General features: G+C 63.7%; 15 protein-coding genes. 8 read left to right on the top strand and 7 right to left on the bottom strand.

The genetic code is table 11. From position 1 onward, the window contains the following. The first annotated feature begins 123 nt into the window (after positions 1-123). The 5 genes from OVA00_RS25665 (at position 124) to OVA00_RS25645 (ending at position 5,682) form a co-directional block, all read left to right on the top strand. Entirely contained in the window at positions 124-1,374 is a 1,251-nt protein-coding gene (locus OVA00_RS25665; protein WP_060605529.1) for a DUF3419 family protein, read from the top strand. 36 nt (positions 1,375-1,410) lie between these two features. Then, the gene (locus OVA00_RS25660) at positions 1,411-2,046 is read left to right on the top strand and encodes a class I SAM-dependent methyltransferase (RefSeq protein ID WP_089043434.1); all 636 of its coding nucleotides are present in this window, start codon (positions 1,411-1,413) and stop codon (positions 2,044-2,046) included. A gap of 239 nt (positions 2,047-2,285) precedes the next feature. Continuing rightward, positions 2,286-3,077, top strand: coding sequence for a glycoside hydrolase family 25 protein (locus tag OVA00_RS25655; protein ID WP_060605533.1), 792 nt, complete (start codon positions 2,286-2,288; stop codon positions 3,075-3,077). A gap of 141 nt (positions 3,078-3,218) precedes the next feature. After that, positions 3,219-4,448 carry a lytic murein transglycosylase gene (locus tag OVA00_RS25650; protein WP_113504241.1) on the top strand — a complete coding sequence of 410 codons (1,230 nt, stop codon included), beginning with the start codon at positions 3,219-3,221 and terminating at the stop codon, positions 4,446-4,448. A gap of 295 nt (positions 4,449-4,743) precedes the next feature. Then, on the top strand, positions 4,744-5,682 hold the full coding sequence (locus OVA00_RS25645; RefSeq protein ID WP_060515915.1) for a DMT family transporter: 939 nt from the start codon (positions 4,744-4,746) through the stop codon (positions 5,680-5,682). A gap of 743 nt (positions 5,683-6,425) precedes the next feature. Here OVA00_RS25645 and metF read toward each other — a convergent pair. The 4 genes from metF to OVA00_RS25625 all read right to left on the bottom strand — a co-directional run bounded on the left by metF (position 6,426) and on the right by OVA00_RS25625 (position 11,630). Beyond that, positions 6,426-7,367: a methylenetetrahydrofolate reductase [NAD(P)H] gene (metF, locus tag OVA00_RS25640; RefSeq protein ID WP_268089835.1), complete on the bottom strand. Its 942-nt coding sequence runs from the start codon at positions 7,365-7,367 to the stop codon at positions 6,426-6,428. A gap of 2 nt (positions 7,368-7,369) precedes the next feature. Beyond that, positions 7,370-8,389, bottom strand: a complete 1,020-nt coding sequence (locus OVA00_RS25635; RefSeq protein WP_034792368.1) for an ArsR/SmtB family transcription factor — start codon at positions 8,387-8,389, stop codon at positions 7,370-7,372. A gap of 599 nt (positions 8,390-8,988) precedes the next feature. Beyond that, on the bottom strand, positions 8,989-10,638 hold the full coding sequence (gene ettA / locus OVA00_RS25630; RefSeq protein WP_034792366.1) for an energy-dependent translational throttle protein EttA: 1,650 nt from the start codon (positions 10,636-10,638) through the stop codon (positions 8,989-8,991). 209 nt (positions 10,639-10,847) lie between these two features. Continuing rightward, positions 10,848-11,630 carry a ribonuclease T2 family protein gene (locus OVA00_RS25625; RefSeq protein ID WP_268089834.1) on the bottom strand — a complete coding sequence of 261 codons (783 nt, stop codon included), beginning with the start codon at positions 11,628-11,630 and terminating at the stop codon, positions 10,848-10,850. Between the two features lie 186 nt (positions 11,631-11,816). Between OVA00_RS25625 and OVA00_RS25620 the strand changes: the two genes are divergently transcribed. From OVA00_RS25620 to OVA00_RS25610, 3 genes are read left to right on the top strand one after another with little or no spacing between them, the layout of a single operon-like run. Then, positions 11,817-12,752, top strand: coding sequence for an alpha/beta fold hydrolase (locus OVA00_RS25620; protein WP_268089833.1), 936 nt, complete (start codon positions 11,817-11,819; stop codon positions 12,750-12,752). Positions 12,753-12,763: 11 nt separating this feature from the next. Further along, a complete protein-coding gene (locus OVA00_RS25615; RefSeq protein WP_060515909.1) occupies positions 12,764-13,717 on the top strand; it encodes a DMT family transporter in 954 nt (317 codons plus the stop codon). A 47-nt stretch (positions 13,718-13,764) separates the two neighbouring features. After that, complete coding sequence (locus OVA00_RS25610) at positions 13,765-15,411, top strand: thiamine pyrophosphate-binding protein (protein WP_090294324.1); 1,647 nt, start codon at positions 13,765-13,767, stop codon at positions 15,409-15,411. A gap of 304 nt (positions 15,412-15,715) precedes the next feature. Here the strand turns inward: OVA00_RS25610 and OVA00_RS25605 are convergent, their stop codons facing one another. The 3 genes from OVA00_RS25605 to OVA00_RS25595 form a co-directional block, all read right to left on the bottom strand. After that, a complete protein-coding gene (locus OVA00_RS25605) occupies positions 15,716-16,066 on the bottom strand; it encodes a cupin domain-containing protein (RefSeq protein WP_060515907.1) in 351 nt (116 codons plus the stop codon). A gap of 63 nt (positions 16,067-16,129) precedes the next feature. Next, positions 16,130-16,468 carry a TIGR01244 family sulfur transferase gene (locus OVA00_RS25600; RefSeq protein ID WP_034792356.1) on the bottom strand — a complete coding sequence of 113 codons (339 nt, stop codon included), beginning with the start codon at positions 16,466-16,468 and terminating at the stop codon, positions 16,130-16,132. A gap of 92 nt (positions 16,469-16,560) precedes the next feature. Then, a complete protein-coding gene (locus tag OVA00_RS25595; protein ID WP_127889255.1) occupies positions 16,561-17,406 on the bottom strand; it encodes a DUF4432 family protein in 846 nt (281 codons plus the stop codon). Positions 17,407-17,421 lie beyond the last annotated feature (15 nt).

Genomic DNA, 17,421 nt, shown 5'->3' with positions numbered 1-17,421 from the left:
TATGGGTGAAAAATTGTAGATTTGCGTTCCGGAGACCGCCCCGGCCCTGTGAGAAAGCCCGTCATCAAAGTGTAGCCGAGTCACTTTAGAAGCGCCTAAGTTTCAACTGGATGACCGTCTGAGATGAATGAAATCGCTTCCGACGTTGGCTTTGGCAGAAAAAATCCGAAGCTGAAAAACGCCCTGCTCCAGCACAAGACCCTCTCCCTCGCAGGCTTCTCGGAACGTCTGTTCGGCCTGCTCTTTTCGGGCCTCGTCTATCCGCAGATCTGGGAAGATCCGATCGTCGACATGGAGGCGATGCAACTGACCCCGGAAAGCCGAATCGTCACCATCGGCTCCGGCGGCTGCAACATGCTCACCTATCTGTCGGCCGGCCCACGGAAAATAGACGTCGTCGACCTCAACCCGCACCATATCGCGCTCAACCGCCTGAAGCTCGCAGCCTTCCGCCATCTGCCGAGCCACAAGGATGTCACGCGCTTCCTGGCGATCCAGGGCACGACGACCAACGTCCAGGCTTTCGATCTTTTCCTCGCGCCGAAGCTTGATACAGCGACGCGCAGCTACTGGACCGGCCGCGACATGACCGGTCGCCGGCGTATCGGCGTCTTTGGCCGCAATATCTACCGCACCGGTCTGCTCGGCCGCTTCATTGCAGCCAGCCACCTGCTTGCCCGCCTGCACGGCGTCAATCCGGAGGACTTCGTCCAGGCGCGCTCCATGCGCGAACAGCGGCAGTTCTTCGACGAGCGCCTGGCGCCTCTCTTCGATCGTCCCGTCATCCGCTGGATCACCGGGCGCAAGAGCTCCCTCTTCGGCCTCGGCATTCCGCCGCAGCAGTTCGACGAGCTCGCAAGCCTGAGTGCCGAAAAGTCGCTCGCCGCCGTTCTGCGCCATCGCCTGGAAAAGCTCACCTGTCACTTCCCGCTGCGCGAAAACTACTTCGCCTGGCAGGCCTTCGGCCGCCGCTACCCGCTGCCGCATGAAGGCGACCTGCCGCCCTATCTCGACGCCGGCGCCTATGAGGCGATCCGCAACAATGCCGAGCGCGTCGAGGTGCATCACGCAAGCTTCACCGAGCTTCTCGCCGGCAAATCCGCCGGCTCGGTCGACCGCTATATCCTGCTCGACGCGCAGGACTGGATGACCGACCAGCAGCTGAACGACCTCTGGACCGAGATCACCCGCACGGCGGATGAGGGCGCAGTCGTGATCTTCCGCACCGCGGCGGAAGACAGCATCCTGCCCGGCCGTGTGTCCTCGGCCCTGCTCGACCAGTGGCACTACGATGCCGAAACCTCGCTACGGCTCGGCGCCGAAGACCGCTCCGCCATCTATGGCGGCTTCCACATCTACCGCAGGAAGGGCTGAGACGTGCAACAGGCCGGGATCTCCCACGCGCGGCGCATGGACCATATGTACCGCTATCAGCGGCACTTCTACGATCTCACGCGGAAGTACTACCTCTTCGGCCGCGACACGCTGATCCGCGACATGAACCCGGCCTCCGGTGCCTCGGTGCTTGAGGTCGGCTGCGGCACCGGCCGCAATCTGGCGCTGATCGGCCGCTGTTTCCCGTCGGCCCGCCTGTTCGGGCTCGACATATCCCAGGAAATGCTGATCTCGGCCGGCGCGAAGCTCAACCGTGGCGGCAACAGGCGCGCCACGCTGCATGTCGCTGACGCAACGGACTTCGACCCGGCGATCTTCGGCGAAAGGGGTTTCGATCACATCGTCATCTCCTACTCGCTGTCGATGATCCCCGACTGGCAGAAGGCGATCGACGCGGCGATCGCAGCGCTTAATCCGGGCGGCTCGCTGCACATTGCCGATTTCGGCCAGCAGGAACGCCTGCCGACGAGCTTCCGCCGGGCGCTGCACGGCTGGCTCAACCGCTTCCACGTGACGCCGCGCGAGCGGCTGTTCGACGTGTTACGCGAGAAAGCCCGCGAAAATGGCGCCGATCTCGAGCGGCGCACGATCGGCCGCGGCTATGCCTGGCTCGCCGTCTATCACCGCCCTTCCGTGGCGATCGCCGCCTGAACGGCAGGCGATTTACACAAAGGTTTTGCATCCCGCCTGAGGGCAGCCATTCCGGCAAGCGCCGAAACCGCCTGGTTTTCGGCGCTTTTGCGCTTTTCTGCCGTCCGCAATTCCCGCTTGAGCTAACTCAATTTTTACGATGATATGGTGAAAATGGGGTTCACGCCTCACTGGGGAAATCACCGACAGGAAGCCATCGTGTGAGGCAGGATCATCGATCGTCTCTAGACAGGAAAATCATGCGCCGGCTTCTCCTGGCTCTCTTGCCGCTTGCCACCCTTCTTTCCGGCTGCTCGTCGACCGACTATGACCTGATGCAGACGGCATCGATCCCGCCGCGCTTCCACGATACGGACCCGCAGAACTTCGGCGACCGGACCCCGCAGCACCACAATATCCACGGCATCGACGTTTCGAAATGGAATGGCGATATCGACTGGATGAAGGTGAAGAACTCGGGCGTCTCCTTCGCCTTCATCAAGGCGACGGAAGGCAAGGACCGGGTCGATACCCGCTTTCCCGAATACTGGCAGAAGGCACGGGCCGCCGGCATCCCTTATGCGCCCTATCACTTCTACTATTTCTGCTCGACCGCCGACGACCAGGCCGATTGGTTCATCGCCAACGTGCCGAAGAGCGCGGTCTATCTGCCGCCGGTTCTCGACGTCGAGTGGAACGGCGAATCGAAGACCTGCCGCCATCGCCCGACGCCGGACGAAGTGCGCGTCGAGATGAAGCGCTTCATGGACCGGCTCGAAGCCCATTACGGCAAGCGCCCGATCATCTACACCTCGGTCGACTTCCACCGCGACAATCTCGTCGACCAGTTCAAGGAACATCACTTCTGGGTGCGCTCGGTCGCCAAGCATCCGGGTGAGGTCTACGTCGAGCGCCGCTGGGCGTTCTGGCAATATACCAGCACCGGGGTCATCCCCGGCATCGACGGCGCCACCGATATCAATGTCTTCGCCGGCTCGGCGAAAAACTGGAAGAACTGGGTCGCCGCGGTCTCGCAGCCGAAGCAGGACTGACATTCCTGCCGACAGGTGCGGCAGGAAGACCCATTTTCTTCTTTCGGTCATAATGCTCTGAGAGAGCAACGACAGATTTCGCAGCGATTTGATTGCCCGTGGTGGTGCAAGGCGCCCCACGGCAAAGAAAGGAATTTCATGATGACCCGCACAGCCCGGCGCGCGCTTGCCTCCGTCGCTCTTCTGGCGCTGACCGCCTCGGCCGCCGCCGCCCAGACCGCAGCCTCGACAGGCGCGAAGACGGCATCCCCGGCCGTTGCCTGCGGTGGCGATCTCGCAACCTTCCTTCAGGGCGTGAAGGCCGAAGCGGTCGCCAAGGGCGTTCCGGCCGATGTCGCTGACCGGGCGCTCGCCGGGGCCGCCATCAATGAAAAGGTGCTCAGCCGCGACCGCACCCAGGGCGTCTTCAAGCAGACCTTCACCGAATTCTCCAAACGCACCGTCAGCAAGTCGCGCCTCGATATCGGCCAGCAGAAGATGAAGGACTATGCTGACGTCTTTGCTCGCGCAGAGAAAGAATTCGGCGTGCCGGCCCCGGTCATCACCGCCTTCTGGGCGATGGAGACCGACTTCGGCGCCGTCCAGGGCGACTTCAACACCCGCGACGCGCTGGTGACGCTGTCCCACGACTGCCGCCGTCCAGAGATGTTCCGCCCGCAGCTGATCGCGGCGATCGAGATGGTCCAGCAAGGCGACCTCGACCCGGCGACGACGACAGGCGCCTGGGCCGGCGAGATCGGCCAGGTGCAGATGCTGCCGGAAGACATCATCGCCTATGGCGTCGATGGCGACGGCGACGGCCACGTCAACCTGAAGAAGAGCTCGCCCGACGCGATCCTGACCGCCGCCAAGTTCATCCAGAGCCTCGGCTACAAGGCTGGCCAGCCGGTAATCCAGGAAGTCAGCGTTCCCGAGCAACTCCCCTGGGAAAAGACCGGCCTGCAGCCGGGCATGAAGGCCAGCGACTGGTTCGCGCTCGGCGTCAAGCCGCGCAACGGCGACACCGCCTTCGGCAACCTCGAAGCCTCGCTGGTGCTGCCGCAGGGCCGCAAGGGCGTGGCCTTCCTCACCTACCCCAACTTCAACGTCTATCTCGAGTGGAACCAGTCGTTCATCTACACGACGTCTGCCGCCTATTTCGCGACCCGTCTAGGCGGCGCGCCGACCTATGAAGGCGGCAATCCGGAACCGGGCCTCGACGACACGGGCATGAAGGCACTGCAGAGCAAGCTGCAGACGCTCGGCCACGATGTCGGCAAGATCGACGGCATCCTCGGCTCCGGCACCCGCGCGGCACTCCAGAAGGAGCAGCTCCGCCTCGGCCGTCCGGCCGACGGCTGGGCGACGCTCGAACTCCTGAACGCGCTTTAAGCCCGAACCGCCGTTTCAAAACCATGACCCCCGGAGATCGGATCGATCTCCGGGGTTTTTTCATGCCACAACGGCCGACCGGATCCCGGTTGATGAGAGCCCACCGGCTCGCCCCCACGCATGCCGCCCTCATCATCGCCGCAAGAACCGGGTGGTTCCGCCGGGCGTGCCGGGTTATGTATCCTGTGTCGGAGCACAACCGATCCGGGAGCGGTAACCAGGCGCTTGCGCCATGGCGTCCACCCGGCGGAGGGAGACTGACGCCACCACGCAATCAGCACGGATAGGCATCACCATGAATGCGCGAAGCACCGTCGATGGCAATCAGATGAGCGCCGGGACCTGGGCGCTGCTTGCCCTGCTCGGCCTGATCTGGGGCGGATCGTTCTTCTTCGCCCGCGTTGCCGTCGCCCATGTGCCGCCCTTCACGCTGGTGTTCCTGCGTTTGGGCCTGGCAGCCCTGGCGCTGCATATCTACATCCGCGGCCGCTTCGGCATGTACGAGGCGCTTGCCGGCCGCTGGCGCGAATTCGCGCTGATGGGGCTGATCAACAACGCCATTCCACACGCCTTCATCTTCCTTGGACAAACCCACATCGGCGCCGGACTGGCGGCGATCCTCAACGCCACGACCCCGGTCTGGACCGTGATCATCGCCAACATGGCGACCGAGGACGAGAAGCTGAGTTCCGCCAAGATCGCCGGCTGTCTACTCGGGCTCGCCGGCACCGTCGTCCTGATCGGGCCGAGCGCCGTTGCCGGTCTCTTCGGCACCACAAGCAGCGTGCCGCTCTGGGCGCTGCTGCTGCCGGTGCTTGCCGCCATCAGCTATGGTTTTGCGGCGACCTACGGCAAACGCTTCCGCGATCTCGCGCCTCCCGTGACGGCCGCAGGCCAGCTGACCGCCTCGACGCTGATCGCGCTGCCGGTGGCCGCCTTTACCGACACGCCCTGGCTGCTGCCGATGCCGCCCGTCGAGGTGATCCTGTCGATCCTCGGCCTGGCGCTGGTTTCGACGGCCTATGCCTACATCCTTTTTTTCCGCATCATGCGCGCGGCCGGCGCCACCAATGCCTCACTGGTCACCCTGCTGGTGCCGCCAAGCGCGATCCTGCTCGGCTACCTCTTTCTCGGCGAGACGCTGCAGGCGGCCGATTTTGCCGGCATGGTGCTGATCGCCCTTGGCCTTGCCGTGCTCGACGGTCGAATCCTGCGTTTCAGGCGGGTCGCCTGACATCTGATCGTGGTCGGTTACAGGAAAAGCCCACACACCTTGAGTGCTTCGCACCGCGTGAAAAAGACATGGTTTGCGGGGGAATCGACGGCCGATTTTCGTCCCGCTCCGGGCCACTCACGCACGGTAACAAACGTTTATATTAACCTTGCTGAAGCGATTGTGAAAAAAATGTGGCAGCCTGGAAACTTAAATAAAATCAGAACTATAGGCCTGTGAATAAGGCAGCGCCGGCTCACGCATTTCGCACTGCAGCACAAGTTTCCCTTTAACGTGTCGTGATTTCGCCCTATGTTTTAACGCGTTAACGCAGGGAGGGTCTTCCATGGGCCTTACACATTCGCTGAATGTCATCATGATCAGTGCAGCGTTCGTATTCGTGGCCACGATGCTCTTCATCTGAGGAGCGGCCGCTGAGAGTCCAAACCGAATAGGGACTTAAATTTCCGGGAAACCATTTTGCAGCACCAAGCCAGTTAGACCGCCAAGAGAGCATAAGGTCTAGACGCTGCGACAAACGAGAAAGCGCCTGAAGATCGATCTTCGGGCGCTTTCCTTTTTGGTGGATGCTGTAGCGATCGGGACGCTTGCTGCGACCGCAGCCGAAGAGACCCCAAAAGGCATGGAGCCATACCAAAGCGCGGCGGCGACCTCTGTCTGCCAGGACACGCGGCGCGTTCGCAGCCATTCGGAAGTTCAACATGGCGAAGCGCACCTTGCCCGTCGCAAGGTGCGAGCGAAGGTCAGGCGGCCGCGCCGGCCGCCACCATCCGCGGTGCATCGATCGCGCCCTCCACAGAGACCCGCTCGAAACCGACGAGATCCAGCACGGCTGTCACCAGCGGCGTGCGGTTCATCGAATAGATATGGAAATCGCGTACGCCGCGCCGGGCGAGATCGACGATCTGCTCGGCGGCGATGTGGGTCGCCTCCTTGAAGCGCTCGACCGGCTGGTCCTCGAGATGCACGAGCCGCGTGACGATCGCCTCCGGCACGGTGGCGCCACAGAGGCCAGCGAATTTCTGCACCTGCGCCAGATTGTTGATCGGCAGGATGCCCGGCACGATCGGGATGTTGACGCCAGCGCGCCGCACTCGTTCCAGGTAGCGCTCGAAATCATTGTTGTCGAAGAAGAATTGGGTCAGCGCCCGGGTTGCGCCCGCATCGACCTTGCGCTTCAGCATGTCGATGTCAGCGGCGACGTCAGGGCTTTCCGGGTGCTTCTCCGGATAGGAGGAGACGGAAATCTCGATGTCGTCCCCGCGCGCACGGATCGCCCGCACGAGGTCGGTGCTGCTGGCGTAACCCTCGGGATGCGGCTGGTAAGTGCTGCCGATGCCGCCCTGGGGATCGCCGCGCAGCGCCACGAAGTGGCGGACGCCGAAGCTGAGATATTCGTCGATCACCGCATCGACCTCCGCCTTCGGCGCGCCGACGCAGGTCAGGTGCGCGGCGGTATTGGCAAAGCCGCTTTCCGCGATCAAGCGCCTGACCGTCGTCAGCGAACGCGCCTTGGTCGAGCCGCCGGCGCCGTAGGTGACGGTGATGAAGGCCGGACCGAAGACCGAAAGGTCGTCTGCCGTCTGGAAGAGCTGCGCTTCCATCTCGTCGGTCTTGGGCGGGAAATATTCGAAGGAGAGCCGGAGATTGCCGCGTTCGGCCGGGTAAAGCGTCTGTGCCGTCATTATTATACTCCCCCCGCCTGGACACGCGGCCGCGGCGTTTCATTCTCGTTCACGGCCCGCCGATCACGCGCGAGCCAGATCGTCACCGTCAATTTTCCATCATTCGCCCCCTCAGGCGAAAGATCCGTGGTCTTCTCGAGCACAAGGCCAGCCTTCGCCAGCCAATCGGCCATCGCCTGGTGCGAGAAGCCGAGGCGCGCATGGGCGTGCTCGTCGCGCAGATGCTCAAGCCCGTGCGGCGCGAAGTCGATGATGACCAGCCGTCCACCCGGCATCAGCATGCGCGCGGCTTCCGCGATCGCGGCTTCCGGCTCTTCGAGGAAATGCAGTACCTGGTGAATGGTGACGAGGTCGAAGGTCTGGCCGTCGAGCGGCAGGTTGAAGATGTCCCCATGGCGGATCGACGCCTTGGTGATGCCGGCGCGATCGAGATTGGAGCGCGCCACCGCAAGCATGTCGCGGCTGGCGTCGACACCGATACCGCGCCGATAGAGGCCCTCGAACAGCTGCAGGATGCGGCCTGTGCCGGTGCCGAGATCGAGCAAGCTTTCGACCGGCTCGTCGCCCACCATTTCGCGCAGCTTCGCCTCGACGTCACGCTCGCTGACATGCAGGCGGCGAAGCTCGTCCCAGCCGGCGGCGTTGCGGCTGAAATAGGCCTGCGCCTTCTCCGAGCGCGCCTTCTTCAAGGTGGTAAGCCGGGCTGCATCACGCGCCAACACCGCGTCGTCGACGGAGGCGGAAGCCAGCATCGCCCGCACGAGCCCGACCCGGGCACCGTCCTGACGGAGGCGGAAATAGGCCCAGGCGCCCTCCTGGTAGCGGTCGATCAGCTCGACCTCCGCCAGCAGCTTCAGATGCCTGGAAATGCGTGGCTGCGATTGACCGAGAATTTCGGTAAGATCGGTGACGGTCAGATCCCCGGCGGCGAGAAGCGCGACGAGACGCATGCGGGTCGGCTCGCCCGCCGCCTTCAGCACGTCCACCAACGCATCCAGACCCAGTTCTCTCTGCAGAGCCATAGCGATCCCCATCAACACATAAAGATATGTTTATGTGATTTGCGGTGGTGACGCAAGCGGATTTGCGCGGAGAGGCCAAACAATGGCGCCGGCGGAACAGATGCTTGTGTATGGACGCCATGCGCCACAAACGACACCTCGGGCGGCACGTCTGAAGGCCTGCACAGGCCGTCTAATAGGCCGGCTTCACGACCCGAATGAGGGCCCACACAACCGTGACAAACCCGGCGCCCTTCCCGGTGTTGGGACGCCACCCTATCCGCGTCTCTGCCGCCCCAGGTACGCGTCAGCCGCCAGCCCATCTCGCCGCAGCGATAGACAAACCTGCAGACGCCCGTTCGCGCCCGCCATCGGGACGGCAACCGCAGAGCTGATCGCTACGCCGACCCCTGGAGCGTCCCGCACGTTCATCCCCCGCGCGGGCACAGCGATAAACAGACCCTGGCGCGCAACCGAGCGACAGCTGGTCTTCGCCTCAGGTCAGCAGACAAAGGAAAACGGGCGAAGCCTGCGCCTCGCCCGTTCCTAGAACAAATGTTGCAGCGCCCGCTTCAACGGACGCAGCAAGGTCCAGCGCCACGATATGGCGGCGGCTGAAATCAGCGCGTCAGCCGCTTGTAGGTGACGCGCTTCGGGTTGACCGAGTCCGGGCCGAGGCGGCGGATCTTGTCCTTCTCGTAGTCTTCGAAGTTGCCTTCGAACCACTCGACCTGGCTGTCTCCTTCAAAGGCGAGGATGTGCGTGGCAAGGCGGTCGAGGAACATGCGGTCGTGGCTGATGATAACGGCGCAACCGGCGAAGTTTTCGAGCGCGATTTCGAGCGCTGCCAGCGTCTCGGTGTCGAGGTCGTTGGTCGGTTCGTCGAGCAGCAGCACGTTGCCGCCGTTCTTCAGCATCTTGGCGAGGTGAACGCGGTTGCGCTGACCGCCCGAGAGGTTGCCGACCTTCTGCTGCTGGTCGCCGCCCTTGAAGTTGAAGGTCGAGCAATAGGCGCGCGAGTTCATCTCGTGCTTGCCGAGCTTGATGACTTCAGCACCGCCGGAGATTTCTTCCCAGACGGTCTTGTTGCCGTCGAGCGCGTCGCGGCTCTGGTCGACATAGCCGAGGTGCACGGTATCACCGATGCGGATCGAGCCGCTGTCGGGCTGTTCCTGGCCGGTGATCATGCGGAAGAGCGTCGTCTTACCGGCGCCGTTCGGGCCGATGATGCCGACGATGCCGCCCGGCGGCAGCTTCAGCGACAGGCCGTCGATCAGCAGGCGATCGCCATAGCCCTTGGTGACGCCTTCCATCTCGATGACCACCTGGCCGAGACGTTCGCCGACCGGGATGATGATCTGCGCGTCGCCGGGGCGCTGGTTTTCCGCCGCGTTGACCAGTTCGTCATAGGAGCGGATACGCGCCTTGGACTTGGCCTGACGAGCCTTGGGGCTGGATGCGATCCATTCCTGTTCGCGAGCGATCGCCTTCTGGCGGGACGCCTCTTCGCGACCTTCCTGCTGCATGCGCTTGGCCTTCGCAACCAGGTAGGCCGAGTAGTTGCCCTCGTAGGGGATGCTGCGGCCGCGGTCGAGCTCGAGGATCCAGCCGGTGACGTTGTCGAGGAAGTAACGGTCGTGGGTGATCATCAGCACGGCGCCCGGATACTCGCGCAGGTGCTTTTCGAGCCAGGCGATCGTCTCGGCGTCGAGGTGGTTGGTCGGTTCGTCGAGGAGCAGCAGGTCCGGCTGCGAGAGCAGCAGCTTGCAGAGCGCGACACGACGCTTTTCACCGCCCGACAGGTTGGTGACTTCCGCGTCGCCCGGCGGGCAGCGCAGCGCTTCCATGGCCATTTCGACCTGACTTTCCAGATCCCAGAGGTTCTGGCTGTCGATGATATCCTGGAGCTTGGCGCCCTCTTCCGCCGTCTCGTCGGAATAGTTCATCATCAGTTCGTTGTAGCGGTCGACGATCGCCTTCTTCTTGGCAACCCCTTCCATGGCGTTTTCAAGCACCGTCTTCGTCGGATCGAGCTGCGGCTCCTGCGGCAGGTATCCGACGGTCGCACCTTCGGCCACCCAGGCCTCGCCGGTGAATTCCTTGTCGAGGCCGGCCATGATGCGCAGAACCGTCGACTTACCGGCGCCGTTGGGGCCGAGGATACCGATCTTGGCATCCGGGTAGAACGACAGATGAACGTTCTCGAGAACCTTCTTCGCGCCGTAGGACTTATTAAGCCCGGCCATATGATAGATGAACTGACGTGCCATGAGGGAATGCTCCGCAGGGATAAGGAAATTTGCCCGCTATGTAGGCGAATTATAGGAAGGGGGCAATGATCAAAGGCATCCGCCCCCGCCCTATCCCAAAACGAACATCCCCATCGGAACGCCCGGCAGGCTCTCCCGGAAGGCGCCTAAAGCCGGCGCGGTCCAGGCCGCACCATAAGGCGCTGCCACGGCCGACCGGGCGAAACGCCCTACCCGCGACCGGCAGTATCGGCGATACCCTTGGCGCATTTGAACTCGGTCGTGCCTGCGGCCTGGATCAGCGGCCCGAGGCTCGCAGCCTTCATGACATCGCCCGTGAGCCCGATCGTCAGCCCGGTGATGATGCTGCGGCCCTGCACGGTCTGGCAGCGCATGCGCACCCGGTCGCCGGCTCCAGCGCCAAAACTCTGGTCGAAGGCCTGCTTGATCGCCGCCTCATCGAGTTCCGCGCCGACACGTTGGCGGAAAAGTGCCCCGACCGCCGAGCGGTTGAGCTCTTCCAGCATGCGCAGCTGCACCGAGAAATAGTCGTCGACCGAGCCGCTCTGGCAGGTGCCGCTTCGCAGCCACTGGTGCCGGTCGAGACCGGATTGCACGCCGGGCATGGCGATAAGCAGCCGCGCCGCGGTGTCGTCGGCCATGGCAAGCTTCGGCAGCTCCAGCCAGCTGCCCTTGCGGTCGGTTGCCCGCGCTTCTGCCGCGCCCCCGCAATAGCTCTTGCGCAGCGGCCACAGGCCATGCAGCGAGAGGTTGGTGGCATCGAAGCGTTCCGCCGTCTGGCTCTCGCATTCCTTGCGTTGCGGCCGCGTCTCGCAGAAACCGGGCTGCCAACTGACCGCCAGCACATAGTCGGTGCGGCTGGTTGAACTTGCCGGCGCAGCACCCCTGGATGCGTCTTCACCGGCTGCAAAGGCGCCGGACGCAAGCAACAGCGTCAGCGCTGCCAGGATGCCCGCCACAGAACCTGATATCGCTTTACAAAAACGGACCATGATATCCTCCCGCAAAAACAAAACGGGAACAAATATCGCCCAAAACGGGAAAATTGCAACCCCTAATGTAATGCACCGTCAAATCGCTTGTGACCTCATGCGCAACGATCAACAAGCGGCGATTGCCTTTGCCACGCAAATCGATTTGAAATCTCAAAGGTCTGTCGATTGCTTCCGGGAGTAGAGATGTTCGGGCAGGTGAAGACGCATCAGAGCCCGACCGGTGCCAGCTTGAGCTGGCGGCATTTTCCGGCAACCACAGAAGCCCGCGGCATCCTTCTCGTCAGCCATGGCCTTGCCGAGCATTCCGGCCGATATGCCCGCTTTGCCGAGGCGATGGCCGGTCACGGCTTCCATGTCTATGCCCACGATCATCGCGGCCACGGCGCGACGCGGGCGCCTGACGCCCAGCTTGGGATGTTCGCAAGCCGCGACGGCCTCGACAAGATATTCGCGGACATCCGGGCAGTGCGGGAGATTGCGACCACCGCCCATCCGGGCTTGCCGGTCATCCTCTTCGGCCATTCCATGGGTGGACTGATCGCGCTCAATGCCGCCGAAACCGATCCCGGCCTCTACGATGCGCTTGCCGTCTGGAACTCCAACTTCCGGCCGGGCCTTGCCGGCCGTGGCGGACAGGTGATCCTGAAGATCGAAAAGGCGCTCAAAGGGTCTGACGTGCCGAGCCCGCTTCTGACCAAGCTCACCTTCGGCATGTGGGGCGGCGCCATCAAGGATCGCAAGACCGATCTCGACTGGCTGTCGCGCGACGATGCCGAGGTCGCCAAATATGCCGCCGACCCGCTCTGCGGCTTCGATGCGACGGTCTCGCTCTGGCTCGATCTTTTCCGCCTGTCCTTCAATGGCGCCCGGCCCGACCGGCTGGCGCGGCTCCGGAAAAACCTGCCCATTCATCTCGTCGGCGGCAGCGCTGACCCGTCGACCGAGATGGGCAACGCCGTCCGCTGGCTTGGCACGAAGATGAAAGCCGCCGGTCTCAGCGACGTTAGCGTCACCGTCTATGACGGCATGCGCCACGAAACACTGAACGAACTCGGCCGGGACGAGGCGACGGCCGACTTTGCCGCCTGGTGCCTGCGCGCCGTCGCAGGGCGGCGCTGACCGGAAATATCATGGCCGACATGTCGCTTCCTAAGATCGCCGCCGACCACAACCGCATCTCCTTCGGGCTGACGCTGATGGTGATCTCGGTGCTTCTGTCGCCGCTGATCGACATCTTCGCCAAGCTCGCGATCGCCACCGTTCCCTCGGCCGAAATCACCGCCGTGCGCTTTCTGCTGCAGGTCGTCTTCATCCTGCCGATCGTGCTTGTCCGCGGCAGCCTGTTTGATCTCACCTGGAAGAAGACCGGGCTGCACGCATTGCGCGGCGGTCTGCTGGTTGTGACCATGCTCTCCTTCATTACCACGCTGAAGGTCATGGAAGTCGCCGACGCGATCGCGATCTTCTTCGTCGAGCCGATCATCCTCACGATCCTCGGCAGCATCTTCCTGAAGGAGACGATCGGCTGGCGGCGCTACACCGCCTGCGGCGTCGGCTTCTTCGGCGCGCTGCTCGTCATCCAGCCGAGCATGCAGGAGGTCGGCTGGATCGCCCTTCTGCCTGTTGTGGCCGCCTTTGGCCTTGCCGTTTTCCTGCTCGTCACCCGCATGGTCGCGCAAAATGAGGACCCCTGGTCGATGCAGTTTCACGCCGGCGTCTGGGGCGCGCTCTTCTGTCTCGTGCTGCTTTATTTCGGCGAAGGCACCGGTTCCGGCATCTTCGATCCGGTCTGGCCAGAAGGGTACACCTGGTATTACCTGCTCGGCGTCGGCGTCACCGCCACCATTTCAGGCGTGCTCGGCGTCTATGCCTATCGCGCCGCCCCGGCCTCGGTGCTGGCGCCGCTGCAGTATCTCGAAATCGTTTCGGCCACGATCTTCGGCTGGCTCGTCTTCGGCGACCTGCCCGACGCGCTGAAGTGGCTCGGCATCGCCATCATCATCGGCTCCGGCCTCTACATCATCTGGCGCGAGCGCCGCGTGCACAAGGACACGAGCGTCGCTCCGGTGTCGCCAGCCATCTGACAACAAAGCCATCTGAAAACAAAAGAAAGACCATCGGGAGGAATATCATGAAAACTGGAGGTCAGCTCATCGTTGACGCGCTCGTCGCCAACGGGGTGAAGCGCATCGCCTGCGTGCCGGGGGAAAGCTATCTCGCCGTGCTCGACGCGCTCTACGACACCGACATCGACGTGCTCGTCTGCCGCCAGGAAGGCGGGGCCGCGATGATGGCGGATGCCTGGGGGCGGCTGACCGGCGAGCCCGGCATCTGCATGGTGACCCGCGGCCCTGGCGCGACCAACGCTTCCGCCGGCCTCCATGTCGCCAAGCAGGATTCGATCCCGATGATCCTCTTCATCGGCCAGGTGCAGAGCGAAGCGCGCGAGCGCGAGGCCTTCCAGGAGATCGAATACCGCCGCGCCTTCACCGAGGTCGCCAAATGGGTGGGCGAGATCGACGATCCCGCCCGCATTCCGGAATTCGTCACCCGCGCCTTCGCGGTCGCCACGTCCGGCCGCCCCGGCCCTGTCGTGCTGACGCTCCCCGAGGACATGCTGACCCGCAGCGCCGAGGCGCCCGCCGCCAAACCCTACCAGCCGGTCGAGGGTCATCCAGGTCCGGCGCAGATGAAGCGGCTCGGCGAAATGCTGAGCAACGCCAAGCGCCCGATCGCCGTCCTCGGCGGCACTCGCTGGACAGCGGAAAGCGTTGCTGAATTCCAGCGCTTCGCTGAACGCTGGAAGCTGCCGGTCGGGTGCTCCTTCCGTCGCCAGATGCTGTTTGATCACCTGCACCCGATGTACGCCGGCGACGTCGGCATCGGCATCAACCCCGCTCTGGCAAAAGAGGTCAAGGAAGCGGATCTCATCCTGCTTATCGGCGGCCGCTTCTCGGAAATGCCCTCGTCCGGCTATACGTTGATGGATAGCCCCTACCCGCGCCAGACGCTGGTCCATGTGCATCCTGACAGTTCCGAGCTCGGCCGCGTCTACCGTCCGGAGTTGGCGATTGCCGCCAGCCCGCGCGACTTCGTCGCCGCGCTCGAAAGCCTTGCACCGCCGAGCGAACCGAGCTGGTCCGTACGCACCGAGACCATGCACGCCGCCTATCTCAAGTGGTCGACCCCGCCGGAAACCGGACCGGGCGCGGTGCAGATGGGGCCGATCATGAACTGGATCGAGGCGAACGTGCCGGAGGATACGATCTTCACCAACGGCGCCGGCAACTACGCCACCTGGGTGCATCGCTTCCACCGCTTCCGCCGCTACGCCACACAGGCAGCCCCGGCTTCGGGCTCAATGGGTTACGGCCTGCCGGCTGCGGTCGCCGCGAAGCAATTACATCCGGATCGCGAAGTCATCTGCTTTGCCGGGGATGGCTGCTTCCTGATGCACGGCCAGGAATTCGCAACCGCCGTGCGCTACCGCCTGCCGATCATCACCGTCGTCGTCAACAACGGTATCTACGGCACGATCCGCATGCACCAGGAGCGCGACTATCCCGGCCGCGTCAGCGCCACCGATCTCACCAACCCGGATTTTGCAGCCCTTGCCCGCGCCTATGGCGGCCACGGCGAGACGGTCGAGAAGACGGAAGAGTTTGCCGACGCCTTCCTCAGGGCGCGCGCCAGCGGCAAGCCGGCGATCATCGAGATCAAGCTCGATCCCGAAGCGATCACCCCGACGCGCACGCTAAGCGAGATCAGGGCGGGCTGAGCAAGTCTTGTTCGTGAAGGGTCCAATCACGGCGCAGACGCGCCGTGGCTGGATTCCCGTGACAAGCACAGGAATGAGGGAGGTATAATTGTGGCCGACCGGCGTTCAATTGGCGCACGACGCCCCGGTAGGCGTCGCTTCGCCCGCGCGTTCGCAGGCACAGAAGCGCGGGCGCGTGGGAAGAAGGGCCCCATCGCAAATGCTCCACCGCCCTCATTCCTGTGCTTGTCACAGGAATCCAGCAGCGCCGGCGGCGCGGTGAACGATCACGCCCGCTAACTGCCTGCGAGATACGTCCAACCGCCTACTCCAGCCATTCCGTCGAAAACGCGCCGGCTTCATGCAGGTCGGTTGTCTCCAGGCGCCCCGGCCCGAGGTTCTCGAACTTGTGCGGCACATTGGCCGGCGCCACGACGATCTGACCGGCCTCGGCATCGATGATGCGGTCGCCGACGGTGAAGCGGGCGCGGCCGACGCGGACGATGAAGGTTTCCGGATAGGGATGGCGGTGCAATTTCGGCCCGTACCCGATCTCGTCTGTGGAAACGAAGATCACCGAAAGGCCTGCGCCATAGGCGCCGCCCTCGAATTCACCCTTCCAGGCGTCGGGCTCATCCGCCCATTGCTCCCGCGAAATGAGATGCGCTTCGGCCATGCCGATCCTCCACTGTCAGATGGAACGATGCGGCCGAGCGCGAGAGTTTGGATTTTGCGTGGCTCAGCCGCGGATATGCTGGGTCTGCTGGTAGACGGCCGTCGAGCGCGCGCCGGAACGGCAATAGCCGAGCATCGGCCGCTGGAACTCGTCGAGCGCGTCGACCATGCTTTTCACGGCGTCGGCGGTCACGCCCATCGGGCCGACGGGAATGTGCTTGGTTTCGATGCCGAGTTCTTCGGCACGGGCAGCGATCGAATCAAAGGTCGGCTGGTCCGGCGCCTCGAAGTCCGGGCGGTGGCAGACGATGGACTTGAAGCCGAGCGCCTTGATCTGGTCGAGGTCCTCGACCGCGATCTGGCCGGTAACCGAGTATTCGTCGTTGATCTGGCGGATGTCCATGGTCGTCTTCCTTGAGGCAAATTTCCCGGCCTCTGATGTAGGCGCAGCCTTATCTCCCGTCAATTCAAAAGCCGCATCGTCAAGGCGCAGGATCAGACGACCGAAAAGGCGATGGCGTAGCTGCGCGCCTCGCCCGGCTGAAGCGGTGTCAGTTCCCCGGCCGCTGCCAACTCCGGCCGTTTGGCGATCCGGTGCGATACCGGCTCGATGCTGATCACGTTGGCCTCGCCGCGCTGGCAGCGCCACATCTGCAGGAAGGGCAAAGTATCGGCCCGGAACCGCACTTTCAGATTTCGGCCGCCGAGCCCCGCGAGGTCCGCAAGCGTGACCTCCGACCAGCCATCGGAACCGATGGCCGCCGGCAGGCAGAAATGTGCGCTCTCGCCGGTGCCGAAGCACCAGGCGCTCTCCCCGCCTGCAAGCGAAGCGCTGACGATGCGGGTCTCGTCCCCGAGCAACCGGCCGCCAATGTTGAGGTGATACATCATGACAGGCGGAAAGGCGGTGACGCCGGAATTGACGACGCGATCTTCGAGCACCACTTCGTGCCGCGCGGCATCGATCCGCCAGCGCCGCTCGACCCGCGCCCGCCCGCCATCGGCGAGCGCCACCTCGATCGTCGCCGTGCACTCGGCCCCGTCGCTCGCCATCTCCGCGTGGCTGACGGCTGTTCCGGCCAGTGACCCGTGCAGCGGATAGCATGCGCCTTCCGCGCCACCTTCGATCGCCTCGGGATGGCGGATATGGTCTGGACCGCAGGTAAAGAGAAAACCGGCCAGCGCCCGGTCGATCCTCGGGTCCCCATCCGACGGGATCGCAGCACCCGGCGACAGGTCGATACCGTCGACGACGAAGGCGGCGATATCGAGCGCCGAGAGCCGGTCGAACAGCACATGATTCTCTTGAAAATCCTGTGGTTCTTCGAGCGTCTTCAGCATGTTCTCTTCCTCAAA

This window comes from Ensifer sp. SL37, assembly GCF_026672675.1.
Classification (GTDB): Bacteria; Pseudomonadota; Alphaproteobacteria; order Rhizobiales; family Rhizobiaceae; genus Ensifer; species Ensifer adhaerens.
Note: the sequence above shows the minus strand (reverse complement) of the source record. Positions and strands in the feature narration are given on the sequence as shown.